Genomic DNA, 22,605 nt, shown 5'->3' with positions numbered 1-22,605 from the left:
ATGACCGAAGCGAAAATCGCGGCCGTCACCGGCGCGACCGGCTTCCTCGGATCGCACCTCTGCGAACGGCTCCTCGCGGACGGCTGGCGCGTCCGCGCGCTCAGTCGCCCGTCCTCCGATCGCGGCGTTCTCGAGGGCGCAGACGAGGGCGAGGAGGGGACGCTCGAGTGGTACGTCGGCGACGTCTTCGACGACGAGACGCTGCGCGACCTGGTCGACGGGACCGACGCCGTCTTTCACCTCGCGGGCGTCGGCCTCTGGAGCGCGACCCCGGAGACGGTCAAGCGCGTCAACCGCGACGGGACGGCCCACGTGCTCAAGGCCTGCCGCGCCAGCGAAAACGGCGTCGGCCGACTGGTCTTTACCAGCACGGCGGGGACGCGCCGACCGAACGAGTCGTCGCCGTTCGCCGACGAAACCGACGTCGCCGAGCCGATCGGCGCCTACCAGTCCTCGAAGGCCGAGGCCGAACAACTCGTCGACCGGTACGCCGACGAGGACGGGGAGGCCGTCACCGTCCACCCGACCTCCGTCTTCGGCCCCAGAGACGGCTCGTTCACGCCGCAGTTGCTCTCGATGGGCCTCGAGCCGACGATGCCGGCCTACCTGCCGGGCGGGCTGAGCATCGTCGGCGTCTCGGACGTCGTGGACGGCATCGTCGCGGCCTACGAGCGGGGCCGCGACGGCGAGCACTACATCCTCGGCGGCGAGAACCTCACCTACGACCGCGCCGTCTCGCGGATCTCCGACCACCTCGGCGGCGCGCCGGCTCGGGTCCCCGTGCCGTCGGCGGCGATCCACGCTGCCGGTCCAGTCGCCGAGGCCGTCGGCGCCGCCACCGGCCGGCAGGTGTTCCCGTTCAACCGACGGATGGCCAAGCTCGCGACCGAGCGGCTGTTCTACACCTCCGCGAAGGCCGCCGACGAACTGGGATACGAGTACGAACCGCTCGAGGCGCACCTGCCGGAGACGGTCGCTTGGTATCGAAACGAGTTCCAGTAATCGCGGCGTACAGCCCCGCGGACGGCCGACTCGTGTTGGCTGTAGATCTGCCGTCGGTTGGACGGCGTCGAATCGGGGGTACGCGGGGACCTGAGAGGCGAACGGGCGAGTGAGTCGGCCGTAATCGGACGGGTGAATACTCAAGTCGGGTGGGGAACACGTCCGAAACGGGATGCAGGTGTTCTCGTCGGCCGAGGCTCGAAAGCGAGGGGTTCTCAGTCTCCTTCTCGTCGTCGCCGGGTTCGTTCTCCTTTACCTATCGATCCGGAGATACGCGCCGTTCGTCTTTCAGCCGGCCGAACTCCGGGCGTGGATCGATCGGTTCGGCTTGCTCGCGCCGGCGGTCTTCGTGCTCGTCCAAATCGCGCAGGTGATCGTCGCCCCGATTCCGGGACAGGCCGTCGCGCTCGTCGCCGGCTACCTCTTCGGCTCGGTGGCCGGCACGGTCTACAGCGTCACCGGCGTTCTCATCGGGAGCGCGATCGCGTTCCTGCTCGCGGATCGCTACGGTCGCTCGTTCGTGGAGGACGTCCTCCACGAGGACGTCGTGGCCCGCTTCGACGGGTTCGTCGACCGGGTCGGCTTTCCGGGCCTCGTCGCGTTCGTCGTTCTCCCCGGACTTCCGGACGACGCCGTGTGCTTTCTCGCCGGGCTCACTAAGTGGCAGCTCCGAACGTTCATGATCGCCATCAGCCTCGGACGCCTCCCGGCATACGTCCTCACCGTCTACGCCGGCGGCGAACTGGCCAGCGGCGAGTTCGTCGAAGGGATGGCGATCATCGGGGGTGTGGTCGTCGCCTCCGCCGTCGGCTACTACAAACGCGAAGCGATCAGGGATTTGGTCGGCCGCCTGCGGAAGCAGGCGCCGTTCTGAGTTCTCACGGCGTCGCTCAGGGCGTCAGCACGACCTTGATACACCCGTCCTCCTTGTTGTTGAACGTCTCGTACATCTCCGGGCCGTCCGTCAGCGGCGTCTCGTGAGTGACGATGAATGAGGGATCGATCTCGCCCTCCTTGATCCGCTCGAGCAGCGGGCCGAGATACCGCTGGACGTGGGTCTGGCCGGTCTTGACCGTCAGCGCCTTGTTCATCAGCGGGCCGAACGGGACGTTGTCGGAGTTTCTGATGTAGACGCCCGGCACCGAGAGCGTGCCGCCCTTCCGGCAGCACTTGATCGCCTGCCGGAGGACGACGGGGCGGTCGTCCTGTACGTGCGCTTCCTGTTTCAGCTTCTCCGTGACGCCCTTCAGCCCCGTGCCGTGGGCCTCGGTGCCGACCGCGTCGATACAGCGGTCCGGGCCGCGTCCGCCCGTCATCTCCATCAGCCGGTCGTAGACGTCCTCGTGCTCGAAGTTGATCGTCTCCGCGTCGCCGTGGTCGCTGGCCATCTCGAGCCGTTCTGGAATGCGATCGATCGCGATCACGCGTTCGGCGCCGAGCAACTGCGCGCTCTGAATCGAGAACTGGCCGACCGGGCCGCAGCCCCACACTGCGACGGTGTCGCCGTCCTCGATCTCGGCGTTCTCGGCGGCCATGTAGCCCGTCGGGAAGACGTCCGAGAGGAACAGGACCTGCTCGTCGTCCAGATCGGAGTCGACTTTGATCGGTCCGACGTCGGCGTACGGAACTCGCAGGTACTCCGCCTGCCCGCCGGCGTAGCCGCCGAGCATGTGCGAGTAGCCCAGCAGGCCGGCCGGCGACTGGCCCATCGCCGCGCGGGCGACCTCGGCGTTGGGGTTCGAGTTGTCACAGAGCGAGTACAGTTCCTCCTCGCAGAACCAGCAGGAGCCGCAGCTGACCGTGAAGGGGACGACGACCCGGTCGCCGACCTCGAGGCTCTCGACCTCGTCGCCGACCTCGATCACCTCGCCCATCGGCTCGTGGCCGATGACGTCGCCCTCGCGCATGCTGGGCATGTAGCCGTTGTAGAGGTGGAGGTCGGAGCCGCAGATCGCGGTCGCCGTGATCTCGACGATCGCGTCGGTCGGGTGGACGATCTCCGGTTTCGGGACCTCGTCGACGCGAACGTCCTTTTCGCCGTGCCAGGTGAGTGCTTCCATCGTGCCGTCCATCGTGGATCTCCGGTCGCATCTCTCACCCGGTCGTCGGGTAAAGCGAGTCCCTGTTTGTGCAACAGGAAGTCGGTCCCGCCATGAATCTATCAATCGAGTGTGGTGATCGAACGACGGATGGAGTTCGACCTCGAGCGCCCGCGGCTCTCCGTTCCCCTCGCCGTCCTGGTCTGGGTCGGCGCGACGGGCGTCGTCAGGGTGCTGGCGTTCGACGGGGATCCGACGTCGTCTCTGATCCAGGAAATCTCGGGGGACTCGCGTTCGGCCTCGGTACGTATGCCCTCCAGCGTCGAACGCGGTAGGTGCACTGCGTTCTGGCACCGATCGGTGCGGGCGCAGGTACTGGCGCAGATGCAGGTACTGGTGCAGAGGCGGTCCGACTCGGCGCCGACGCCTTACCGACCGTCAGCAGCGACCCGTTCGTACAGGGAGTGCAACCGATCGGCCGTCTGCTCCACGCTGACCTCGCGGGCCGCCTCGCGCCCGTTCGACCGCTTGCCGGACTCGAGGATCCCCCGCAGCCCCTCGATCAGCTCCTCGTCGTCGTCCGAGACGAGCGAGGGGTCGACCCCCTCGAGGCGCTCGGTAACGTCGCCGACGTCGACCGAGACGACCGGCAGGTTGCAGGCCAGCGCCTCCTTGACCGAGTTCGGCGAGCCTTCGCTGCGGGAGGTCAACAGCAGCGCGTCCGCGGCGTTCATGTAGTCGGGAACGGCGTCGTGATCGACGCCGTAGACGGTCTGTAATCGGACCGGGCGGTCGACCAGCCCGTTGACTGCGTTGACGATCCGCCGCGCCCGCGGGTAGTTCTTCACCTCGCGCTCGGGGAGGTAGGGAAAGAGGACGTGGTACTCGTCGGGGTCCCAGCCGACGGCCTCGCGGACCTCGTCCTGCGGCGCGGGCTGGAACTTCTCTAAGTCGACCCCGTCGGGGATCACCCGGCAGTCCTGCTCCAGCGTCTCGCGCATCTCCTCGGACATCACCACCACCTCGTCGCAGAGCGGCGCGCAGGTGCGGCTCACGGGGCCGACGGGACCGTAGAGGTCCGAGCCCCACAGCGAGAGCACGACCGGCTTGCGCACCTGCGCGAGCGCCATCGGCGCCGTCAGCCCGTAGTGGGCGTGGACCAGGTCGTAGCCGTTGCCGGCCTCCGCGATCACCTCCGGGAAGTAGCGCAGGTAGTCGGTCGGGCTGCGGGTCTTCCCCGAATCGCCTTCCCCCGAAACCGGAAGCGTCGAAAACGAGACGCCGCGTCGCTCGAGCGCGCGCATCTGCTCTGTCATGAACGGCGCGTCGGCGTTCGTCGTCAGCGTGAGGACGTGCATCTCAGTCGACCGACTAGAGCCGGAGACGAGGCTTTGTTATCCGGAACTTTTTCCGACCCGTTCGGTGACCATACGCGGGTCTCGAGCGGCGACGGCTGACTCGAGCGGCGGACGCGCGGCTCGCGAGGGGCGGCGGTTTCACGACCGGTACAAAACGCTTATTGCCGACACCGTAGTACGACCGCTACCCGTTCTATGTCCCTCTCAAGCCTGCTATCGGAGTTGTTCACCGACTCCGCCGCCGAACCTGACCCCGACCCCGACTCCGACTCGCCGTCCGGTCCCGACTCAGCGCCCAGATCTCAGGGCGAGACCGACGCCGACGGCCAACAGACGACGGTCCTCCACGAGTGTCGCAACTGCGGGACGAACGTTTCCGCAGAAGCGACGACCTGTCCGGCCTGCGGCGGCGACGACATCGTTACCTACACGATCGACTGACTGCCGTTCGAAACGCCGCTGCCGCGCCGATCCTGAACTTCAGTCGTCGCCGTCCGTCGTCGGTTCCGGTTCGCGATTCGGCTGCGACCGGGGCTGGGACCGGTCTCTCGTCTCTACCTCCAGGCGCGTTCGGCCGTCGTGATCGTCCGTTCGAATCCGGCCATCGTGCGCCCCGTCATCCTCGGAGTCGTAGTACGTCACCTCGAGCGGCTCGTTCTCGTCGGCGTCCATCGCGATCGCGGCGCCGAGCGAGACGAGCCCGAGCAGGGCGGCGACGAACGACGCGAGCAGCCCCGCGAATCCGTCGGCGCCGTTCTCGCCGCGACGCTGCGCGATCGAACCGACGGCGCCGGCGAGCCCGCCCGCCAGTCCGGACGCGCCGGCGCCGTAGAACAGCACCGCCGGGTGGAACCCTTCGACGACGTACCGGCGCTTGAGCCGCCACAGGAAGCTCCGGAGCAACAGCAGGGAGACGAACCGGACGAACGACGTATACCGGATGCTGCTCTCCTCGTCGCCGTAGACCGCCGACATCGAGACGTCGGCGACCCGCCGCCCGTCGACGTTCAGGTGCGTGAGGATGTGGTTGAGGAAGCCGTACCGGTCGGTGATCGCCTCGAGGTCGAGGGCCTCGATGGTCTCCCGCGAGATGGCGGTGTAGCCGTTCTGCGGGTCGCCGATCGTCCAGTAGCCGGTCGCGAACTTCGAGAGGCCGGTGAGCAACGCGTTGCCGACGAAGCGGAACGTCGACATGCCCTCGCGGTCGTCGGGGGAGAGTAGCCGGTTCCCCTTCGCGTAGTCGGCCTCGCCAGTGGCGACGGGGTCGACGATCCGATCGAGGATTTCGGGGTCCATCTGCCCGTCGCCGTTCATCACCGCGACGACGTCGATCCCGTCCGCGGCGGCGCGCTCGTAGCCGGTCTTGACGGCGGCGCCGTAGCCGCGGTTCTCGTCGTGGCGGATGGGGACGACGCGCCGGCCGTCGCCGCCGTCGGCGAGGGCCAGTTCCGCTTCCGGTTCCTCCTCCTCGTTGATCCGCTCGGCGACGCGCTGGATCACGTCCCAGCTGCCGTCCGGCGAGGCGTCGTCGACGGCGTAGATCCGGTCGACGAACGCCGGAACGGTCTCGATGACGCGGCCGACGAACGCCTCCTCGTTGTACGACGTGACGACGACGCCGATCGTGTTGCCCTTATACATCGTCGCGCGCTCCGGTTTCGGTTCCGCCGTCGGTTCTCGTCGCGCCGGTCGCTTCGGTCTCCGCCTCGGTCTCGGTCTCGAGGTCGTCGGACGTACCTGCGTCGGCGCCGGCAGCACCCTCGGGAGCCGGCGGCCGTCCGCTTCGCGACCCCGCGAGCGTGTACTCCCGGTGGGCCGGGGCCGTCCCGGCGAGGTCGACCGCGTCGCGCCCGTCGACGACGACCATCGGCTCGAGGTCGGTCCACGGAATCCGGTCGAACTCCTCGTGAGGCGTCACGACGACGGCCGCGTCGAGCGTCTCCGACTCGGCTTCGAGGTCTTCGAGTGCGACCGGCCGCGCGCCGTACTCGGCGGGATCGACCAGCGGATCGACGCCCGCGACGTCCGCGCCGCGTTCGGACAGTTCGTCGACGATGTCCAGCGCGGGCGAGGCGCGCGTCTCCTCGACGCCGGGGCGGTAGGTGAGCCCGAGGACGACGACCGAGGCGTCCGCGAGGTCAACGCCGGTCGCGGCCAGTTCCCGCTCGAGGCGGTCGACCACGACGCGCGGCATCCCGTCGTTGACCCGCCGCGCGGTGTGGGTCAGGTCCATCGGCTCCTCGGTCCGACCCAGCAGGAAGTGCGGGTAGTAGGGGATGCAGTGGCCGCCGACGCCCGGGCCGGGGTCGTGCAGCTGGCACATCGGCAGGTCGTTGGCCGTGTCGATCGCCTCGCGCACCGAAATCTCGAGTTCGTCGGCGAGCCGGCCCAGTTCGTTCGCCAGCCCGATGTTCACGTCGCGGTAGAGCCCCTCGAACACTTTCACTGCTTCAGCGGTCGTCGCGTCCGAGACCGGATGGACCTCGTTGCTCGAGAGCTCGTCGTAGACGACCGTCGCGGCGCGGGTGCTCTCCGAATCGACGCCGCCGACGACCTTCGGATAGGCGCCGCGGATGTCCTGCAGCGCGCGCCCGCTCGAGGTCCGCTCGGGGCAGAACGCGAGCCCGAACTCGTCGGCCGCGAGGCCGCTCTCCTGGACCAGGTGGGGCTCGAGGACGTCCCGACACGTGCCAGGCGGCAGCGTCGACTCGGCGATCACCAGGTCGCCGGGCGAGAGCCCGGCGGCGATGTCGTCGGCGACCGATTCGACCGTCGCGAGGTTCGGATCGTCGTTCTCGTCCAGCAGCGTCGGCACGATGATGACGTGGACGCGAGCGTCCGCGGCGGCCGCCGGCCCGTCGGTCGTCGCCTCGAGCCGATCCGCGCCGACCTGCTCGGCGACTAGGTCGTCGAGACCGGGTTCGCCGACGACGTGGCTCTCGCCGGCGTTGACTGTCTCGACGACGTCGGGATCGACGTCGACGCCGGTCACGTTGCCGGTCGTCTCGGCGTAGACCGCCGCCAGCGGGAGCCCCATCTTGCCGAGCCCGTAGACGGCGACCGGAACCTCGCCGCCGGTCAGCGCCTCGCGCTGGCGGTCCTCGGCGACGCTCGCGCCGTAGAGGCCGATCGCATCGGTCGAGTCCGCCGTCATCTGACCTCCACCTCCCGTTCCGGTTCCTGTGACTGCTCCCGTTCTTGTGACTGCTCCCGTCGCGTCTGCGCGCCCGGCGGCTCCTCGTCCGCCACGATCGCGTCGATCGTCCGGACCGCCTCGAGCGCCTCGATGCCGTCCTCGGGCGTGACCTCGGGCTCCGTGCCGGTGCGAACGCTCTCGACGAACGACTCGAGTTCGTGGCGCAGCGGCTCGCCGTTGTCGACGCGCGGGCGCTCGACCACGCTCTCGTGGCGGTAGCGCTTCTGCCCCTCGTCGTTGACGTACTCCGGGAACGAGTCGCGGTGGATCAGCACCGACTGCTCTAGGTAGTCGACCTCGACGAAGCACTCGCGGGCGGTGACCGAGAGCTTGCGGACCTTCTTCTGGGTGACGCGGCTGGCCGTCAGCGTCGCGACCACGTCGTCGTACTCCATCGTCGCGGTCGCGTAGCGGCCGTCCTCGGTGCCCATCGCGGCGATCGAGTCCGGCGTGTCATCGAGGATCGAGCCGACGATGTCGACGTCGTGGACCATCAGGTCGAAGATGACGTTGCCGGGCGCGTCCCGGTCGATCGGCGGCCCGAGGCGCTCGGCCTCGATGCTGATCACGTCGAGGTCGTCGATCAGTTCGCCGACCGTCTGGACGGCCGGGTTGAACCGCTCGATGTGGCCGACCTGCAGGACGAGCCCGCGCTCCTCGGCCAGGTCGGCCATCCGGCGGCCCTGCTCGACCGTCTCGGCGATCGGCTTCTCGACCAGCACGTGGACGTCCTCCTCGAGGCAAGTCGTGACCAGGTCGTGGTGGACGTGGGTCGGAACCGCGACCGTGACGACGTCGCAGCGATCCAGCAGCTCCTCGAGGCCGACCGCCTCGGTGCCGTACTCGTCGGCGACCGCTTGCGCGACGTCGGTCTCGCGGTCGGAGACGCCGACGAGGTCGACGCCCGGGAGTTCGCTGTACACTCGCGCGTGGTTCTCGCCCATCGCGCCGACGCCGATGACGCCGGCTCGCGTGGGTACCGTGGGGACCGTATCCGTGTGTTCCGTGCTCATGTCGAGTGGTAGTGATCGTGGACTGCTTCGACGACGCTTCGCCGCTCGTCGTCGGTCAGGTTGGGGTGGACCGGCAGCGAGAGGACCTCGTCCGCCGCCGCCTCCGCCTCCGGGAACTCCGCCGCGGCCGTGCTGATCGTCTCGTAGGCCGGCTGGCGGTGGATCGGCGTGTCGTAGTAGACGGCCGAATCGACGTTTCGCGCCTCGAGCGTTTCCGCGAGGGCGTCGCGCTCGTCCTCGGACTCGGTCCGGACCGTGTACTGGTGGTAGACGTGGCGGTAGCCCCGCGGCTCCGTCGGCGTCTCGAGCGGGAGGTCCGACAGCCGCTCGTCGTAGAAGGCGGCGTTCTCCCGTCGCGCCTCGTTGAACGCGGGGAGCCGCTCGAGTTGCGTGCGGCCGATCGCGGCCGCGATGGCGGTCAGCCGGTAGTTGTGCCCGAGGTCGACGTGCTCGTAGCCGCCGGTGCCGGTCTCGGCGCGGCCGTGGTTGACGTAGCGCTGCGCGCGCTCGGCGAGGTCGTCCCGGTCGGTCGTGATCATCCCGCCCTCGCCGGTCGTCATGTTCTTCGTCGGATAGAACGAGAAGCAGGCCGCGTCGCCGAACGTGCCGACGCGGTCGCCGGTGATCCGCGCGCCGTGAGCCTGACAGGCGTCCTCGAGGACGAACAGGTCGTGCTCGTCCGCGATATCGCACAGCGCCGGCATGTCGGCGGGGAGCCCGTAGAGGTGGACCGGCAGCAGGCCGACGACGTCCGACCGCTCCGAGAGGACTCGTCGAACGTCGTCCGGATCGAGCGTGTAGGTCTCGGGGTCGACGTCGGCGAAGACCGGTTTCGCGCCGGCCAGCCGGATCGCGTTCGCGCTCGCGACGAACGAGAACGGCGAGGTGAGCACCGCGTCGCCGTCCTCGACGCCGAGCGCCTCGAGCGCGGCGTGCAGCGCCGTCGTCCCGTTCGAGGTCGCGACGGCGTGATCCGCGCCGCAGTAGGCGGCGAACTCGGACTCGAAGGCCCTGACTTCGGGGCCGTCCGCCAGCGCGCCGCTCTCGAGGATCGACTGCACGCGATCGATCGCGTCCGCGCCGACGTCGGGGTCAGCGATCGAGACCGACGGGAGGGAGTCGGGTGCGTCGACGTCGCCGTCGGCCGTCTCGGTCGCGTCGGCGTCGCGGGTCGTCGGCTCCGGCTCCGGTTCGGGGTCCGGTTCCGCCTCGGTCTCGGTGTCGAGATTCGTATTACTCATGCTAGATCGTTCGGCCCTTCCAGCGGTTCGGGGAGGTCCTGAATCGTCGCGGGCGTTCCAACCGCGAGACTGTCAGCTGGCACGTCCTCGGTGACGACGGCGCCGGCCGCGACGAACGCGTTCTCGCCGATCGTCACGCCCGGCAGCAGCGTCGCGTTCGCGCCGACCGAGGCGCCGTCCTCGATCGTCGGCCCCTCGAGCCCGTCGTCGGTCCGGATGGGGTACTCGTCGTTGGTCAGGACGGCGCCCGGGCCGACGAAGACGTTGCTGCCGATCGTCGTCTGCGTCGGGACGTAGACGTTCGTCTGGAGGCTGACGTGCGAGCCGATCGTCGTCTGCCCGTCGATGACCGTCTTCGTGCCGACCAGCACGTCGTCGCCGATGGCCGTTCCTTCGCGCACGAGGACGTCGTGGCCGGTCGCGAACCCGTCGCCGATCGTCACGTCGCCGTAGACGATCGAGCCGGCCCGGATCGTCGCGTCGTCTCCGATCCGCGTCGGCTCGTCGAACTCGCCGTAGCCGACGGTGGCGCCGTCGTCGATCGTGCAGTCCTCGCCGCGGACGACGTCGTCCGCGTCCGCGTCGCGGACGGCCTCGCTCATCGCGCGACACCTCCGCCGGGGGTCGGTCGCGTCGGGCGGTTCGAGCGGCCGGCGGGCGGTCCGCTCGCGCGACTCGTCGGGGGCGAGGACGGTCCTGTTCTCGAACGCGTCCGAACGCGCACTCGTCGTCGGTGATGCTGTGTCATCGGTTACTCGATACCCGCGAGGGAATCGTGCTGATACACCGGGTAACGAGGTTTTGTTATCTCCGCCCTGACGGATCCGTAGCCACGAACTACAGCGCTCGAGCGGCGGGAACGCCGCCCCCAACTGGGTCTCGAACCCTCCCCCGTTTCGACCGTTTTCGCGCGTTCGTTTCGTTTACGGCCGTCGAATCGTCGGATATCGCGTCAGTCACGAGCGCTAACGGGTACAATTCGATTTCGAGACGGTAGCCGTGCGATAGTAAAGGGTCAACGGGTGGCAGTCGGTGGTGTGAGGTATCCGACCATCCCCGAACGGAATTCGATACGGATTCGGGAACGCGAGGGCACCCATGTCTGAACACGAGCACGAACTCACGCAGGCCGAACTGTTCGACGTGTTCAGCAACGCCCGCCGGCGTCGAACGGTCCAGTACCTGAAGCGGCAGGGCGGCACCTGCGATCTCGCGCCGCTGGTCGAACAGGTCGCGGCCTGGGAGAACGACACCGATCCGGACGATGTGACCCGCACGCAGCGACGACGGGTCTACATCTCCCTGTACCAGACGCACCTGCCGATGCTCGAGGACCACGGGATCGTCGACTGGGATCCCGACGGCCACGAGATCGAGCTCCTGCCGGACGAGGAGGTGTTCGAACCGTACCTCGACCGTCACCACGGCACGAGCCGCGCGTGGCACCGCTGGTACGCTGCGGCGACCGTCGTCGGCGTCGTCGCGTTCGCGGTGACGGCGCTCTCGTTCGGCCCGGCGGCGACCGCCGCGCCGGCCGTCGCGCTGGCGCTTTGCGCCGTCGTCCTCGCGCTCTCGATCGCACAGCACGTCTCGCGACGACCGGACGTCGACTCCCCGCTCGGTCTCGCGGGTCGATAAGATCGCGTTCAGTCCTGCCCTCCGCCTCGTTCACCGCTCGCACGGCCCCGCGCTGCGAGCCGGTTCCGTCGGTTCGACGGCGCCGCCTGATCGCCCTCCTCGACCCGACCGTCGCGATTCGCGGCCGCTCCCGCGAGCGACTCGTTCTCGACCCCCGATCCCCGCTCGAGTGGCGATGCGGACTCGACGTGCGACGCGTCGATGCTCGCGGTGACGATCGTCGAGAAATCGGTCTCGAGTACCGACGTTCCTGCAAAAACGACGAGTACACGGGTCGAGGTGACGGTCTGCGGTTTCAGCCGAAAGACGTCGCCGTCCGACGAGCGACCTGGACGCGAAAAGTCGACTCGGAGACCGACGAGCGGAGAGAATCGAGCTACGCGGCCGCGTCGTCCGTGACGGTCACCCAGAAGTAGGTGTCGGCCTCGGCGTTCTCGTTCGTCGGCTCGGCGGGCGGCTCGCCGGGATAGAGGAGCAGACTGATTCGAACGGTCTCGCCGTCGCCGGCCGTCGGCGTGATCTCGCGCTCGGCGACGCCCGTCGAACCGGCCGAGACGGTGCCGTCGATCCGCCCGAGTTCCGTCCGCTCGACGACCTCGCCGTCCTCGAGCACCTGCTGCTGGACGACGACCGTGTACGACGTCTCCTCGCCTTCGTGGTTCTCGATCGCAAACGACACCGGCACGGACTCGCCGGGGGCCACCTCGTCCGGAAGCTCGCCCGCGACGAGCTCGCCGTCCTCGTTCTCGGTGTAGAGGCCGAGCTCCGAGAACCCGCCAGCCGACGCCGGAAAGAGGAAGCCGACGAGAAGCGCCCCGGTCGCGGCCGCGATCGCGACGACCAGTATCACCGAGGAGGCGGTCGCGACCGCACCCTCGTCCCGGCGCAGTCGGCCGAGCGTCGCCGTCAGCGAGACCGTGAACCGGTCTGACGCGGGCGTCCGGAGCCGCCGGAGCACGCCCAGTTGCGCCAGCGCGACGGTGAGTCCGGCCAGCGCCGCCGCGGCCGGCTCGGTCGCCAGCCCCCACTCGGTCAGCGGCAGGACGATCCCCACCAGCGGCACGATCGCGATCGACAGCGCGAACGACAGGCCGAGCCGCTCCACCGTGTCGATTCCCCGCGGCCGGCGCTCGATCTCCGTTTCCGCGTCCGCCCGAGGGTCCCGCGCCGCCGCCGGGAACAGGACCGACACGAGCGCGTAGCCCGGCAGAAAGAGGGCGAGCGCGAACGCCGCGAGCAGCCGACCGGCGTTCCCGGCCGGAACGCCGGTGACGACGAGCGCCGCGAGGGCGGCGACCAGCGAGACCAGCGCCAGATCGACCGGATACTTCCGGACGAAACCGAGCCGCGGTCGGGCGTTCGTCGGAAAACTCATCGCTGACTCACCGGTTGTTCGCTCGGTCCGCCTCTCGCCGATCCAGGTACCATTGTGACGGGATCGATACACCCGCTATCGTTTTGTTATGGCCGCGTTATCCCGGAAATCGGACGCTCGAGCGGCGAACGGGCGACCGAAGCCGAAGGCGCGACGGGGCGGAGTCGGCCGCCGGAACCCGTTCGACGCGACTGCGTTCGCCGATCGGCGGCCCGGTACGTGCCCCGTAACCCCGTCGCGGTTCCGTCGGTCGCCTCGAGGTGCCGGCCCGGTCGCACCGCTGTCGTTCTCCGTAGCGCGTAGCGGCTCCCCGCAGCGAACCGCGTCCACCATCTCACCCGGCGGTCCGACAGGATCCGGATCGGTGACGTGTCCCGTTTAAAAATCGACGTACTGCTCCTCCCATTCCCGCCGTTCTTTGATCCGCTGTCGACCGTCGTCGGTGATCGCGTAGTAGTTCGTCCGGCGGTCGAGTTGCCCCTTTTCGACGAGATCCTTGTTGACGAGCGTGTCGAGATTCGGATAGAGCCGTCCGTGATTGATCTCGGAGCTGTAGTACTTTTCGACCTCGTCTTTGACCGTTTGCCCCGACGGCCGATCGGCGCCCGCGATCACGTACAGGAGATCTCGCTGGAAGCCGGTTAGATCGTGCATTGCTCAATCACAGTGACCGTTCCAGTGAGTGGATATTTGTTATCCGCGTCGTACAGGGTCGTTAGTACATCTTTCAACAGGAGAGCGGAGGATAAAATTCGCGTTCTCGTGAACGTCGCGATCGTACGAACGAGTCTGACACTGGTCGAAATCCGCCGCCGTAACCGTTCTCCGCGGGGAACCGGTCGCCGTGATCGGTATCAGTTCGCGATAATCGGCGTCTCGTCGTCGCCGGTTCGGTCGATCGCCCGGGCCGTCGAGCCGGTCCGATGGATCGCGGGTCCCGTCGGCGTCACGGATCGGCGTTCGCCAGCGCGACGTCGATCCCGTCCGCGCCGATTCGAATCCGCAACTGGTCGACCGTCGCCTCGTAGGCCGTCGTGTGCGATCCGTCGTCCTCGAATCGCACGCACTCCGCGAGGAGATCGCTCTCGAGTAGATTGTTGATCCGACGGTAGACGGTCGCCGACGAGCTGTCGGTCCGTTTCGTCAGCTCCTTGGCGGTCTTCGGCCCGTCGCTCGTCGCGACGAGAATGGTGCGGGCGCATTCGTCGCCGAGGACGTCGAGTTGTGCCGTCGAATCCGCGGTCAGTTCCGATCGAGTGTTGCTCGCTTGCGTGGACATAGTGATACAGTGCTTAGCGGTGCGTGGCTGAGAGGGTCGGTCGTTCGCTCTCGGTCTCGAGAGGGGGCGATGCGCGGCGATCGGATCGGTCGGAAGCCGTCATTGGGGATGCCACCATTACGTTCCGGCGATACAACCGGTAAGCGATACGGGTATTTTATAACGATGTACTTTATCGTCCGTAGGACCGTCATTCAGCGACGAAACTTCCCGTTTCTGCGGAGAAACACGACGTTTCTCCCGGCGTCTCGCTCGATCAATCGGGTCTTTTCGCATCGAACGCGACGCAAGCCGTACAAATTCACGTTGAGGTGGCCGATTCGATACGCTCGAATTCGACGGTCTCGATCGGTTCTACCGGGCAATCGTCCGGAAAGACGCTGTTTCCGGCCCTCCTATTCGGCGGCACGGGTGAACGGTCGCCCTCCTTTATTCGCGTTTGCTTCCCCGCTTGTACTGTGCTCGGACGACTCCGTTGCACAGCGTCGTCCGCGGATCGCGTTCGCGGTCCCCGGCGACGGACGAGCCCGTCGGTACCGACACGACGACCGCGATAGGTACGGGCGTTCGTACCCGCCTCTACACCCCCACCACAACCGACACCGACTATGAACTCAAACCAACACGACTGGCGACCCATGGAATCGTCGACGGCCGGCGCACGCTGTCGAAACTGCGGGACCCACGTTACCCAACAGTTCGCCCGCGTCTTCGGCGACAACGGCGACGTCGTCCACGGCTGTCCGGGCTGTACGACATATCGGGAGATGCAGTCCGGCAGCCACCTGCCGAGCGACGAATCGGAGTGAGCTGGCGCGGTCCCGCTCGCCCTGCACCGATCGCGGCCACCGCCTCGAGCCGCGCGTAACCGACAGCCGCCGATCCGCCGGACGGAGACGCACACGCCGTCGACCCCGTCTCGAAGCGAGACGGGCGCGGCGATCGACGCGATGGCCGATCAGTGTCGTGCGGGCGCCGATCCGAATCCCCTCTCGGACCGACGACGCCGTCCCGTCCCCGTTTCTCGATCGAGAGTTCAATCGTTTCCCATAAATACGTTTGTAAATAATACAGCAGGTTAAAGTTAGTGGTTCGCAAAATGGGAGACGTGTATGATGGTAGGCGATGGACTGTCCGTCGATAGCGCGTTCGCGATCTCCTCTTGATCAATGTCGGTCCAGACGAGTCGTTCCGGGTCGCTGGCGGAAAGCGAGGTGTTTCACATCCTCGGCAACGACAGGCGCCGCGCGATCGTCCAGTTGCTCGCGAACGAGTCCGGGCAGGTCGACGTCTCGCAGGTCGCGACCGAAATCGCCGAAACGGAATCCGACACCACGCCCGTGCCGAACAACCTCTACAAGAGCGTCTACGTCTCCCTCCAGCAGACGCACCTCCCCCAACTCGAGGAGGACGACGTCATCGAGTACGATTCCGAGGCGAAGACGATCCAACCCGGCCCGCACTTCGACGACGTCCTCGCGTACGTCGACGGCCACGACGACGATCCGTCGACCGTCCTCCAGTTTCACCTGATCGCGTCCGTGCTCGGTCTCGCGGTCATCGCGCTCACGGGACTCGAGTTGCCGACCCTCTCGAGCATCGATCCCGTACTGTGGAGCGTGCTCGTCTTTCTGGTCATCGCCGCGAGCAGCCCGTACCAGGTGTTCGCCTGAGCCGCCGGCGGCATCGCTCTCCGTTTCGCCCCTCGCTTCTTCTGGTTCTTCTCGTCGAGTGCCGACGCTATTCGAACTCCCGTCGAACCCAACGTGGGTCGCGACGCTCGGCGGACGGTCTCGAGAGGACGGGACACCGTTCACCGTTCGACAGTCCGAGGTACTGACGGCCGGATGCGTGCCTCGTTCTCGGAGTCGCAGCGCGAAAAGAAGATGAGCGTGCGTCTCGGCTGGTGTCGACGGTTCCCTGCGCGAGCGACGTCGGAACTCGTCTTACCCAGCCACGGTGGCGTTATCGGTCTGGTTCAGTCCGTCGCCCTGCGTCAGCTCGAGGATGTCGACTGCGCCGGATTCCTCGGTCAGGACCATGTGGACGTAGGTTCCCGCCTCGAGGCCGTTCGTGTCGAGGGAGAACGTAATCTCCTCGCTTTCACCGCCGTCGATCGTCATGTCCTCTGTGGCGAGCAGATCGCCGTCAAGGCGGAACTGGACTTCCTGCGTGGCCTCCGTCTCGGAGGGGTTCGTGATCGTTGCGGTGACGTTGACCGTCTCACCGACCTCCGCCGACGACGGCGCCTCGAGTTCATCGACGACGAACGGCTGGGCCTCCTCGTCCGCCGGTTGCTCGTCGGTTACGTTGGGCTCTTCGTCGATGGGCTCAGTTACGTTCGGTTCCTCGGGTTCGGTGATGTTCGGTTCCTCGGGTTCGGTGATGTTCGGTTCCTCAGGTTCGGTGATGTTCGGCTCCTCGGGTTCGGTTACGTTCGGCTCCTCGTCGGTTACGTTGGGTTCTTCGCCGATGGGCTCGGTTACGTTGGGCTCTTCGTCAACGGGTTCGTCCCCGACCGGCTCTTCGATCGGCACCTCGGCCGGTTCTTCCTCGGCGGGCATCTCGTCGGCGCCGCCGATGATGACGTAGATGTTCGCCCGCTCGATCGTCACGTTGACCTGCCCGCGAACGGCCATCTCGGTCTCATTTTCGGTGACGTTCTCACCGTCCGCCATCTGCGCGTCGTCGACGACGATGAGGACGGTCTGTTCGCCGAGCGAGATCCTGTGGACGCCCTCGATGTCGCTCTCGTTGACGGTATCGGTCACGTTCGACTCGCCGACGTCGGTCGTGTTTTCGTCGAGGACGTCGTCTCCGTCACCGTCGGCGCCGATCGGCATGTCGCCGTCCTGCATCGGGGTATCGCCGGTGTGCTGTCCGTCACCGAGGAGGACGAAGATGTTCGCCTGCTCGATATTGACGTTGATCGCCGACTCGATCTCGTCGGGTACGTCAGCGGGCTCTTCCTCAGGTTCTTCACCGATCGGTTCCTGATCGACGGGTTGGTCGTCGGTCTCGTTCGGCACCTCTCCGATCGGCTCCTGCTCGACTGGCTGCTCGTCAGTCTCGTTTGGCTCCTCTCCAATCGGTTCCTGCTCGACCGGCTGCTCGTCGGTCTCGTTCGGTTCTTCACCGATCGGCTCCTGTTCAACGGGTTGATCGTCGGTTTCGTTCGGCTCTTCACCGATCGGCTCCTGCTCGACCGGCTGGTCGTCGGTTTCGTTGGGCTCCTGATCGACGGGCTGCTCGTCGGTCTCGTTAGGCGTCTGATCGACCGGTTCCTCGGCTTGGCCGACCGTCACGACCGCCTGATCCGTTATCGGCTGACCGCCGTCGGTGTACGGACCATCAGCCTGGCCCTCTTGCTCGACGAAGTCGTACTCCTGATTGTCGTTCGTGTCGCGGTGCGGCATCGCGACCAGCGTCTCGCTCTCTCCGAGCGGCTCGTCCAGCGTGATCTCGACGTTCTCGTGGGTCCCCGCCTCGAGGTACGTCGAGCTGCCGATGACGCTGCCGATGACGTTCCCGGTGAGGAGGCTGCTATCGTGGATCGCCACGAAGCCGCCGTTCGCCATCGACACCTCGTCGACGACGACCGTCTGGCCCTGGGTCGTCTGGTCCTCGAACGTCACGTACGCGGGCTGTTGCCCGTCGCCGTCGGCGTCGTCCGTATCGGGCTCGATCGCGACCGGTTCGTCGCCCGTTTCGTTTTGAGTATCGTTCTGTGCCTGTGCCTGCGTCTGCGCCTGTGTCTCGGCGGTCGTCTGCTCACCTGCCGGCTGCTCAGCGACGGTTGCCCCGGACCCGGATCCAGATCCGGATGCGCCGACAACCATCGCCCCGCTCGAGCATACCATCAGCAGTGCGGTGAGGACGACCAGTACCTGATTGCGTGCGTTCATAGTCTGCCGTGAAGGCAGCGGCTACTCGTCCGATCAGACGCATAAACGGGGACAACCATTTCGGCGAGAAACAGCCTACTATGACCGTTAACAGCCGATCAGCGACGCGTTCCGATTGCGAAACGCGGCGTCGCAGGTCGACGCCGGGTCGGAAAATACCTATTGAACTCGCTTCCGCACTACTCGTTTTGGGCCTGTTCGGGCGACTTCGAGGCCGTCGGTTCGTGCCCGGGCAAACAGACCAGATTCTCCCGGCCAAGCCGAAGTTTCGTGATCTGGCCCTCCTCCTCGAGCTCGGCCAACAGGCGACTGACCTTCGCCTTCGACCAGTCAACGGAGTCGACGATCCGCGACTGTTTCATCCGGCCGCCGTTTTCGGTGACGAGCTGCCGGATCTTCTCCCGGTCGGTGACGAACTCGTCGGCCGGCTGCTCCTGGCTGGCCGCGAGCTGATCGCGCTCGTCGAGTCGGTTTCGGACCGCGAGGACGCCGCCCAACAGCGCGAGCGCCACGATGCCGAAGAGCGCGGCGAGGTGCGGCCCGGCCAACTGGAGCGGCGTGTCGGAAAGTGCCGCCGGCGATGCCACCGAGCGTCCGTCCGCCAGGCCTGGCTCGAGCAGTTCGCTGACGCCGCCGTCCGGTAGTACGAGCGGGACGTCGGGAATCGAAGTCTGTGTGTTACTGCTCATGGCGTTGGCTGTGGCCGCGATCCTTGGTCGTCTCTGTACCGTCGTTGGCGTACCACAAATCACTTTTTATAGTCATGGTTTACTATTGTTTTAGATTAATTTAATTCGAAATTATATATCTCGAGTTCCGACTGACGGCGCGGTCGACGACTCGGTCATCCTACCACCTCCGCCGAAGCGGGTGCAGCAGGCCTCAGTGCTAGCAAGCGCGAGTTCATCGTCCAAGTTCGCTCTCCCTGCATCCGCAGCGATCGGCCGAATTGGCGCCGGCCGGCCGTGAACGGCGCCGCGGTCGGGCGCGCGGTCGGTCGACCTCGACCTGCGGTGGCCGAACTCGGGATCGAACCGTCCCGTTCCGTCGCCTCTCGCCGGTGACGCGACGGACGCCGCGAACGGATGGCTGACGATGAACTCGGATCTCATAGTCGGACGGTCGTTCGCCAACCCACCGAATAAACGCAGTCGGACGTTCGGCTCGATTAGCCCGGATTCGATCCGGCTTTACTCGGTAATACGTAACTGTAATGACTCGAACCGCGATCGGCGCTCCGTGCTCTGGCCGACTCGAGCGCGGTTCGCCGACTCGAGGTCACCGGCGCGGATCGAGAGCGGCCGGGACGGAGACGAGGATCGAGCAGACGACGGCGATCAGACGCCGGGGACGCCGATCGCGTCGAAGGCCGTCACGCCGAGGATGGCGAGGACGTACAGCACGACGAGTACCGACACCCAGGCGATGAGCGTGATCGCCGCGGCGTCGATCCAGCCGCCCGGATAGCGGGCGTTGATCACCGCCAGGTAAGCGATGAACGCCAGTATCGGGCCCAACAGGGGGATCCAGCCGAAGAAAAGTCCGACGATCCCCCAGATGAGCGCGCCGATGAGCGCGGTGATGATCGCGTACGTGTAGTCGGCCGCGTCGACGACCACCTTCGCCCCGGCGTAGATGCCGAGCGCGCCGATCAGGAGGCTCACGCCGAAGACGATGAGGTTGTCGATCAGAGGGCTGCCGATCATATAGATGTCTGAGGCGTCGACGCCGATAGTTATCTCTCACCTACAGAAACCCGACGCCGACGGTGCCACCGTCAATCGATCGATGGGCCGTACCGGTCGCGAGGATACCGCGTTTTGTGGGCGCTAAATACGTCGATACTGACACAAGGGTTATGCACGGTGATCGAACGCCCGGCCGGAGCGAACGACGCCACCGACTACGAGTCCGCTGTCGTCTCTATCGAGGGTTCCGACGGCTCGGCCGAGTCAGCGCTGACGAGCGACCGAATCCCCGACTCGAGGCCGACGGTCGCCTCGAACCCGAGGTCACGGCCGGCCTTGGAGACGTCGGCGCGGCTGTGTCTGATGTCGCCGGGCCGGGGATCCTTGTGGACGATCGGCGACGAGGAGTCGGTCGCGTCGCGGATCGTCTCTGCGAGGTCGCGAATCGAGGTTCGATCGCCCGTGCCGATATTGTACGCCTCGCCGACGTTCGACGTCGTCGCGGCCCGCAGGTTCGCCCGGACGACGTCGTCCACGTGGACGAAATCGCGGGTCTGCTCGCCGTCGCCCTCGATCGTGATCGGCTCGCCGGCGCGGGCCTGCTCGAGGAACGTCGAGATGACGCCGCTGTAGGGGCCCTGCTGGCGCGGGCCGTAGACGTTGAAGTACCGCAAGGCGACGGTGGGGACGTCGTACAGTTCCTCGTAGAGGCGGGCGTACTGGTCCAGCGCGAGCTTCTGGACGCCGTAGGGCGAGGTCGGGTTCGTCGCGGCGCGCTCGCTCACCGGCAGTTCCTCGGGGTGGCCGTAGATCGCCGCGCTCGAGGCGACGACGACGCGGGCGTCCTCCTGGCGGGCCTGCTCGAGGACGAGGAGGCCGGCCTCGAGGTTCGTCCGATTACTCTGGCGCGGCGCGTCGACGCTTTGGGTGACGCTGACGATGGCCGCGTGGTGGAAGATCAGGTCGACGCCGCGGGCGGCCCGTTGGAGCAGCATGGGATCGCGGACGTCCCCCTCGAAAACATCGACGCCGTCGGGGAGGTGCGACCGGCTGCCGGTCGAGAAGTCGTCGAGCACCCGGACCTCGTTGTGCGAGTTCAGGGCGTCGACGAGGTGACTGCCGATGAAGCCGGCGCCGCCGGTCACGAGAACCGTCTGATCGCGGATCGGTGACGATGACGAGTCCATTACTCGCCTGTCGACCATCTCCCGTCGGTTTAGTATACTATTCGTACCCGGTCGTACCCGGCGCCTACGGCGTGTAATATCGTATTTATCGGCGCTACTGCGGTATCGTGTCGGCGGTCTCGAGTGTCCGTGCGCCGACAGCGTCGCCGTTGGAGCGGACGACGAATCGGATAGGAGGTACACTCGCGCGAGGACACCCGTCGTAGCGACCGCCGGCCCGTCACGGCCGCCGCCGGCCAACAGAAGCTATATGCGCCGCCCTCGGCAAACGCAGGGCAATGACCGTCGACCTCGTCGTCCGCAACTGTACCGTCGTCACGCCCGCCGGGCGCACGCCCGACGCGGGGGTCGCCGTCGAGGACGGCACCATCGTCGCCGTCGGCCGCAGCGACCGCCTGCCGGACGCGGACCGCGTCGTCGACGCCGAGGGGAAGGTGTTGGTCCCCGGCATCGTCGACGGCCACATCCACAACCGCGAACCCGGCCTCGAGTACAAGGAAGACTGGGAGTCCGCGACGCGCGCGGCCGCCGCCGGCGGCGTCACGACCGTCGTCGGGATGCCGAACACCGACCCCGTCATCGACCGACCCGAGCACCTCGAACTCAAGTTCGAGCGCGGGGAAGCGTCGGCCCACGTCGACTTCCAGAGCTACGCCGTCGTCACCTCGGAGAACCTCGATCTCATCCCCGAGATCGACGAGGCCGGCGCGCTGGGCTTCAAGATCTTCCTCGGCTCGACCGTCGGCGACGTGCCGCCGCCGAACGACGGCGAGATCATAGAGGCCATGGAGAAGATCCGCGAGACGGGCAAGCGACTCGGGTTCCACGAGGAGAACGGGGAGATCATCGACCACTACACCGAGCAGTTCCAGGCCGAGGGGCGCAACGACCCCATCGATCACTCCCACTCTCGCCCCGTGATCGCCGAGCAGGAAGCCGTCGAGCGGATGATCTCCTTCGCCGAGGAGACCGGCGCGAAGGTGCACATGTTCCACGTCTCCTCGGGATCGGCGGCGGAAGCCGTCGCCCGCGGGAAAGAGCGCGGCGTCGACGTGACCGCCGAGACGACGCCCCACTACCTCTGGTTCACCGAGGACGTCATGCGCGAGAAGGGGAACCCGGCCCGCATCCAGCCGCCGATCCGGGACGCCGACGAGCGCGAGAAACTCTGGGAGGTCGGCATCGAGGGCGGCGCGATCGACTCCATCGCGACGGATCACGCACCCCACACCCCCGAGGAGAAGAAGGTCGACGATCCCTTCGGGAACACCTGGGAGGCGATTTCGGGGTTCGTCGGCCTCGAGACCGAGGTGCCGGTCATGCTCACCTTCGTGAACGAGGGCCGACTGACGATGGAGGAGTGGGTCCGGCGCCACTCGACCCGACCCGCCCAGATCTGGGGCATGTACCCGCAGAAGGGGTCGCTCCAGATCGGCACCGACGCCGACTTCACGATCGTCGACCCCGAGCGTGAGTGGACGCTCGAGGACGCCGACGAACTCCACTCCAAGAACTGCGTCACGCCGTTCATCGGCGAGTCCTTCACCGGCAAGGCGGTCGCGACGGTCGTCCGCGGCGAGGTCGTCTACGAGGACGGCACGGTCGTCGGCGAGTCGGGATACGGCACCCGCGTCGACGTCGAGTAAACGCGGCGTACGGTCTCGTTTCGGTCGCGGAGAACTAG

At 67.0% G+C, this 22,605-nt stretch carries 21 protein-coding genes; 7 read left to right on the top strand and 14 right to left on the bottom strand.

From position 1 onward, the window contains the following. The gene (locus tag ACYQ26_RS12830) at nucleotides 1–1,002 is read left to right on the top strand and encodes an NAD-dependent epimerase/dehydratase family protein (RefSeq protein WP_459809292.1); all 1,002 of its coding nucleotides are present in this window, start codon (nucleotides 1–3) and stop codon (nucleotides 1,000–1,002) included. Between the two features lie 172 nt (nucleotides 1,003–1,174). Continuing rightward, a complete protein-coding gene (locus ACYQ26_RS12825) occupies nucleotides 1,175–1,876 on the top strand; it encodes a TVP38/TMEM64 family protein (RefSeq protein WP_459809291.1) in 702 nt (233 codons plus the stop codon). Nucleotides 1,877–1,892: 16 nt separating this feature from the next. Here ACYQ26_RS12825 and ACYQ26_RS12820 read toward each other — a convergent pair whose 3' ends face one another. Together ACYQ26_RS12820 and ACYQ26_RS12815 are read right to left on the bottom strand one after the other, a co-directional pair. Then, on the bottom strand, nucleotides 1,893–3,062 hold the full coding sequence (locus tag ACYQ26_RS12820) for a zinc-dependent alcohol dehydrogenase (RefSeq protein WP_459810750.1): 1,170 nt from the start codon (nucleotides 3,060–3,062) through the stop codon (nucleotides 1,893–1,895). A 407-nt stretch (nucleotides 3,063–3,469) separates the two neighbouring features. Continuing rightward, nucleotides 3,470–4,399 carry a glycosyltransferase family 4 protein gene (locus ACYQ26_RS12815; protein WP_459809290.1) on the bottom strand — a complete coding sequence of 310 codons (930 nt, stop codon included), beginning with the start codon at nucleotides 4,397–4,399 and terminating at the stop codon, nucleotides 3,470–3,472. Nucleotides 4,400–4,594: 195 nt separating this feature from the next. On the opposite strand from ACYQ26_RS12815, the gene ACYQ26_RS12810 reads away from it, so the two are divergent. Then, nucleotides 4,595–4,840, top strand: coding sequence for a hypothetical protein (locus ACYQ26_RS12810; protein WP_459809289.1), 246 nt, complete (start codon nucleotides 4,595–4,597; stop codon nucleotides 4,838–4,840). Nucleotides 4,841–4,879: 39 nt separating this feature from the next. On the opposite strand, the gene ACYQ26_RS12805 is transcribed toward ACYQ26_RS12810, so the two are convergent. Genes ACYQ26_RS12805 through ACYQ26_RS12785 form a run of 5 tightly spaced genes read right to left on the bottom strand, consistent with a single transcriptional unit; the run spans nucleotide 4,880 to nucleotide 10,451 of the window. Next, nucleotides 4,880–6,040, bottom strand: coding sequence for a glycosyltransferase family 2 protein (locus ACYQ26_RS12805; RefSeq protein ID WP_459809288.1), 1,161 nt, complete (start codon nucleotides 6,038–6,040; stop codon nucleotides 4,880–4,882). Next, nucleotides 6,033–7,553 (bottom strand): nucleotide sugar dehydrogenase, encoded by a 1,521-nt coding sequence (locus tag ACYQ26_RS12800; RefSeq protein WP_459809287.1) that lies wholly within the window; start codon nucleotides 7,551–7,553, stop codon nucleotides 6,033–6,035. Before ACYQ26_RS12800 ends, ACYQ26_RS12805 begins: the two co-directional genes overlap by 8 nt. Beyond that, on the bottom strand, nucleotides 7,550–8,608 hold the full coding sequence (locus ACYQ26_RS12795; RefSeq protein ID WP_459809286.1) for a Gfo/Idh/MocA family oxidoreductase: 1,059 nt from the start codon (nucleotides 8,606–8,608) through the stop codon (nucleotides 7,550–7,552). Before ACYQ26_RS12795 ends, ACYQ26_RS12800 begins: the two co-directional genes overlap by 4 nt. Next, entirely contained in the window at nucleotides 8,605–9,849 is a 1,245-nt protein-coding gene (locus tag ACYQ26_RS12790; RefSeq protein ID WP_459809285.1) for a DegT/DnrJ/EryC1/StrS family aminotransferase, read from the bottom strand. The genes ACYQ26_RS12795 and ACYQ26_RS12790 overlap by 4 nt, the downstream gene beginning before the upstream one ends. Further along, entirely contained in the window at nucleotides 9,846–10,451 is a 606-nt protein-coding gene (locus ACYQ26_RS12785; protein WP_459809284.1) for an acyltransferase, read from the bottom strand. The genes ACYQ26_RS12790 and ACYQ26_RS12785 overlap by 4 nt, the downstream gene beginning before the upstream one ends. Nucleotides 10,452–10,947: 496 nt before the next feature. Here ACYQ26_RS12785 and ACYQ26_RS12780 point away from each other — a divergent pair, with 496 nt between their 5' ends. After that, nucleotides 10,948–11,487 carry a DUF7344 domain-containing protein gene (locus ACYQ26_RS12780; protein ID WP_459809283.1) on the top strand — a complete coding sequence of 180 codons (540 nt, stop codon included), beginning with the start codon at nucleotides 10,948–10,950 and terminating at the stop codon, nucleotides 11,485–11,487. Between the two features lie 376 nt (nucleotides 11,488–11,863). On the opposite strand, the gene ACYQ26_RS12775 is transcribed toward ACYQ26_RS12780, so the two are convergent. From ACYQ26_RS12775 to ACYQ26_RS12765, 3 genes are all read right to left on the bottom strand, one after another. Continuing rightward, a complete protein-coding gene (locus ACYQ26_RS12775; RefSeq protein WP_459809282.1) occupies nucleotides 11,864–12,862 on the bottom strand; it encodes a DUF1616 domain-containing protein in 999 nt (332 codons plus the stop codon). Between the two features lie 378 nt (nucleotides 12,863–13,240). Beyond that, a complete protein-coding gene (locus ACYQ26_RS12770) occupies nucleotides 13,241–13,516 on the bottom strand; it encodes a PadR family transcriptional regulator (protein ID WP_459809281.1) in 276 nt (91 codons plus the stop codon). A 292-nt stretch (nucleotides 13,517–13,808) separates the two neighbouring features. Next, entirely contained in the window at nucleotides 13,809–14,141 is a 333-nt protein-coding gene (locus tag ACYQ26_RS12765) for a helix-turn-helix domain-containing protein (protein WP_459809280.1), read from the bottom strand. A gap of 608 nt (nucleotides 14,142–14,749) precedes the next feature. On the opposite strand from ACYQ26_RS12765, the gene ACYQ26_RS12760 reads away from it, so the two are divergent. Both ACYQ26_RS12760 and ACYQ26_RS12755 read left to right on the top strand, forming a co-directional pair. Beyond that, a complete protein-coding gene (locus ACYQ26_RS12760) occupies nucleotides 14,750–14,950 on the top strand; it encodes a DUF7563 family protein (RefSeq protein WP_459809279.1) in 201 nt (66 codons plus the stop codon). Between the two features lie 360 nt (nucleotides 14,951–15,310). After that, nucleotides 15,311–15,814, top strand: coding sequence for a DUF7344 domain-containing protein (locus tag ACYQ26_RS12755; protein ID WP_459809278.1), 504 nt, complete (start codon nucleotides 15,311–15,313; stop codon nucleotides 15,812–15,814). A 273-nt stretch (nucleotides 15,815–16,087) separates the two neighbouring features. Here the strand turns inward: ACYQ26_RS12755 and ACYQ26_RS12750 are convergent, their stop codons facing one another. The 4 genes from ACYQ26_RS12750 to ACYQ26_RS12735 form a co-directional block, all read right to left on the bottom strand. Next, entirely contained in the window at nucleotides 16,088–18,046 is a 1,959-nt protein-coding gene (locus ACYQ26_RS12750; RefSeq protein WP_459809277.1) for an Ig-like domain-containing protein, read from the bottom strand. A gap of 179 nt (nucleotides 18,047–18,225) precedes the next feature. Continuing rightward, a complete protein-coding gene (locus tag ACYQ26_RS12745) occupies nucleotides 18,226–18,735 on the bottom strand; it encodes a helix-turn-helix transcriptional regulator (protein WP_459809276.1) in 510 nt (169 codons plus the stop codon). A gap of 648 nt (nucleotides 18,736–19,383) precedes the next feature. Beyond that, the gene (locus tag ACYQ26_RS12740) at nucleotides 19,384–19,737 is read right to left on the bottom strand and encodes a hypothetical protein (protein ID WP_459810749.1); all 354 of its coding nucleotides are present in this window, start codon (nucleotides 19,735–19,737) and stop codon (nucleotides 19,384–19,386) included. Between the two features lie 212 nt (nucleotides 19,738–19,949). Continuing rightward, nucleotides 19,950–20,921 carry an NAD-dependent epimerase/dehydratase family protein gene (locus tag ACYQ26_RS12735; protein ID WP_459809275.1) on the bottom strand — a complete coding sequence of 324 codons (972 nt, stop codon included), beginning with the start codon at nucleotides 20,919–20,921 and terminating at the stop codon, nucleotides 19,950–19,952. A 278-nt stretch (nucleotides 20,922–21,199) separates the two neighbouring features. Between ACYQ26_RS12735 and allB the strand changes: the two genes are divergently transcribed. Then, entirely contained in the window at nucleotides 21,200–22,567 is a 1,368-nt protein-coding gene (allB, locus tag ACYQ26_RS12730) for an allantoinase AllB (RefSeq protein WP_459809274.1), read from the top strand. Nucleotides 22,568–22,605: the final 38 nt, after the last annotated feature.

The sequence above is a fragment of the Halopiger thermotolerans genome (genome assembly GCF_054654555.1).
This window is presented reverse-complemented; position numbering and strand designations above follow the sequence as displayed.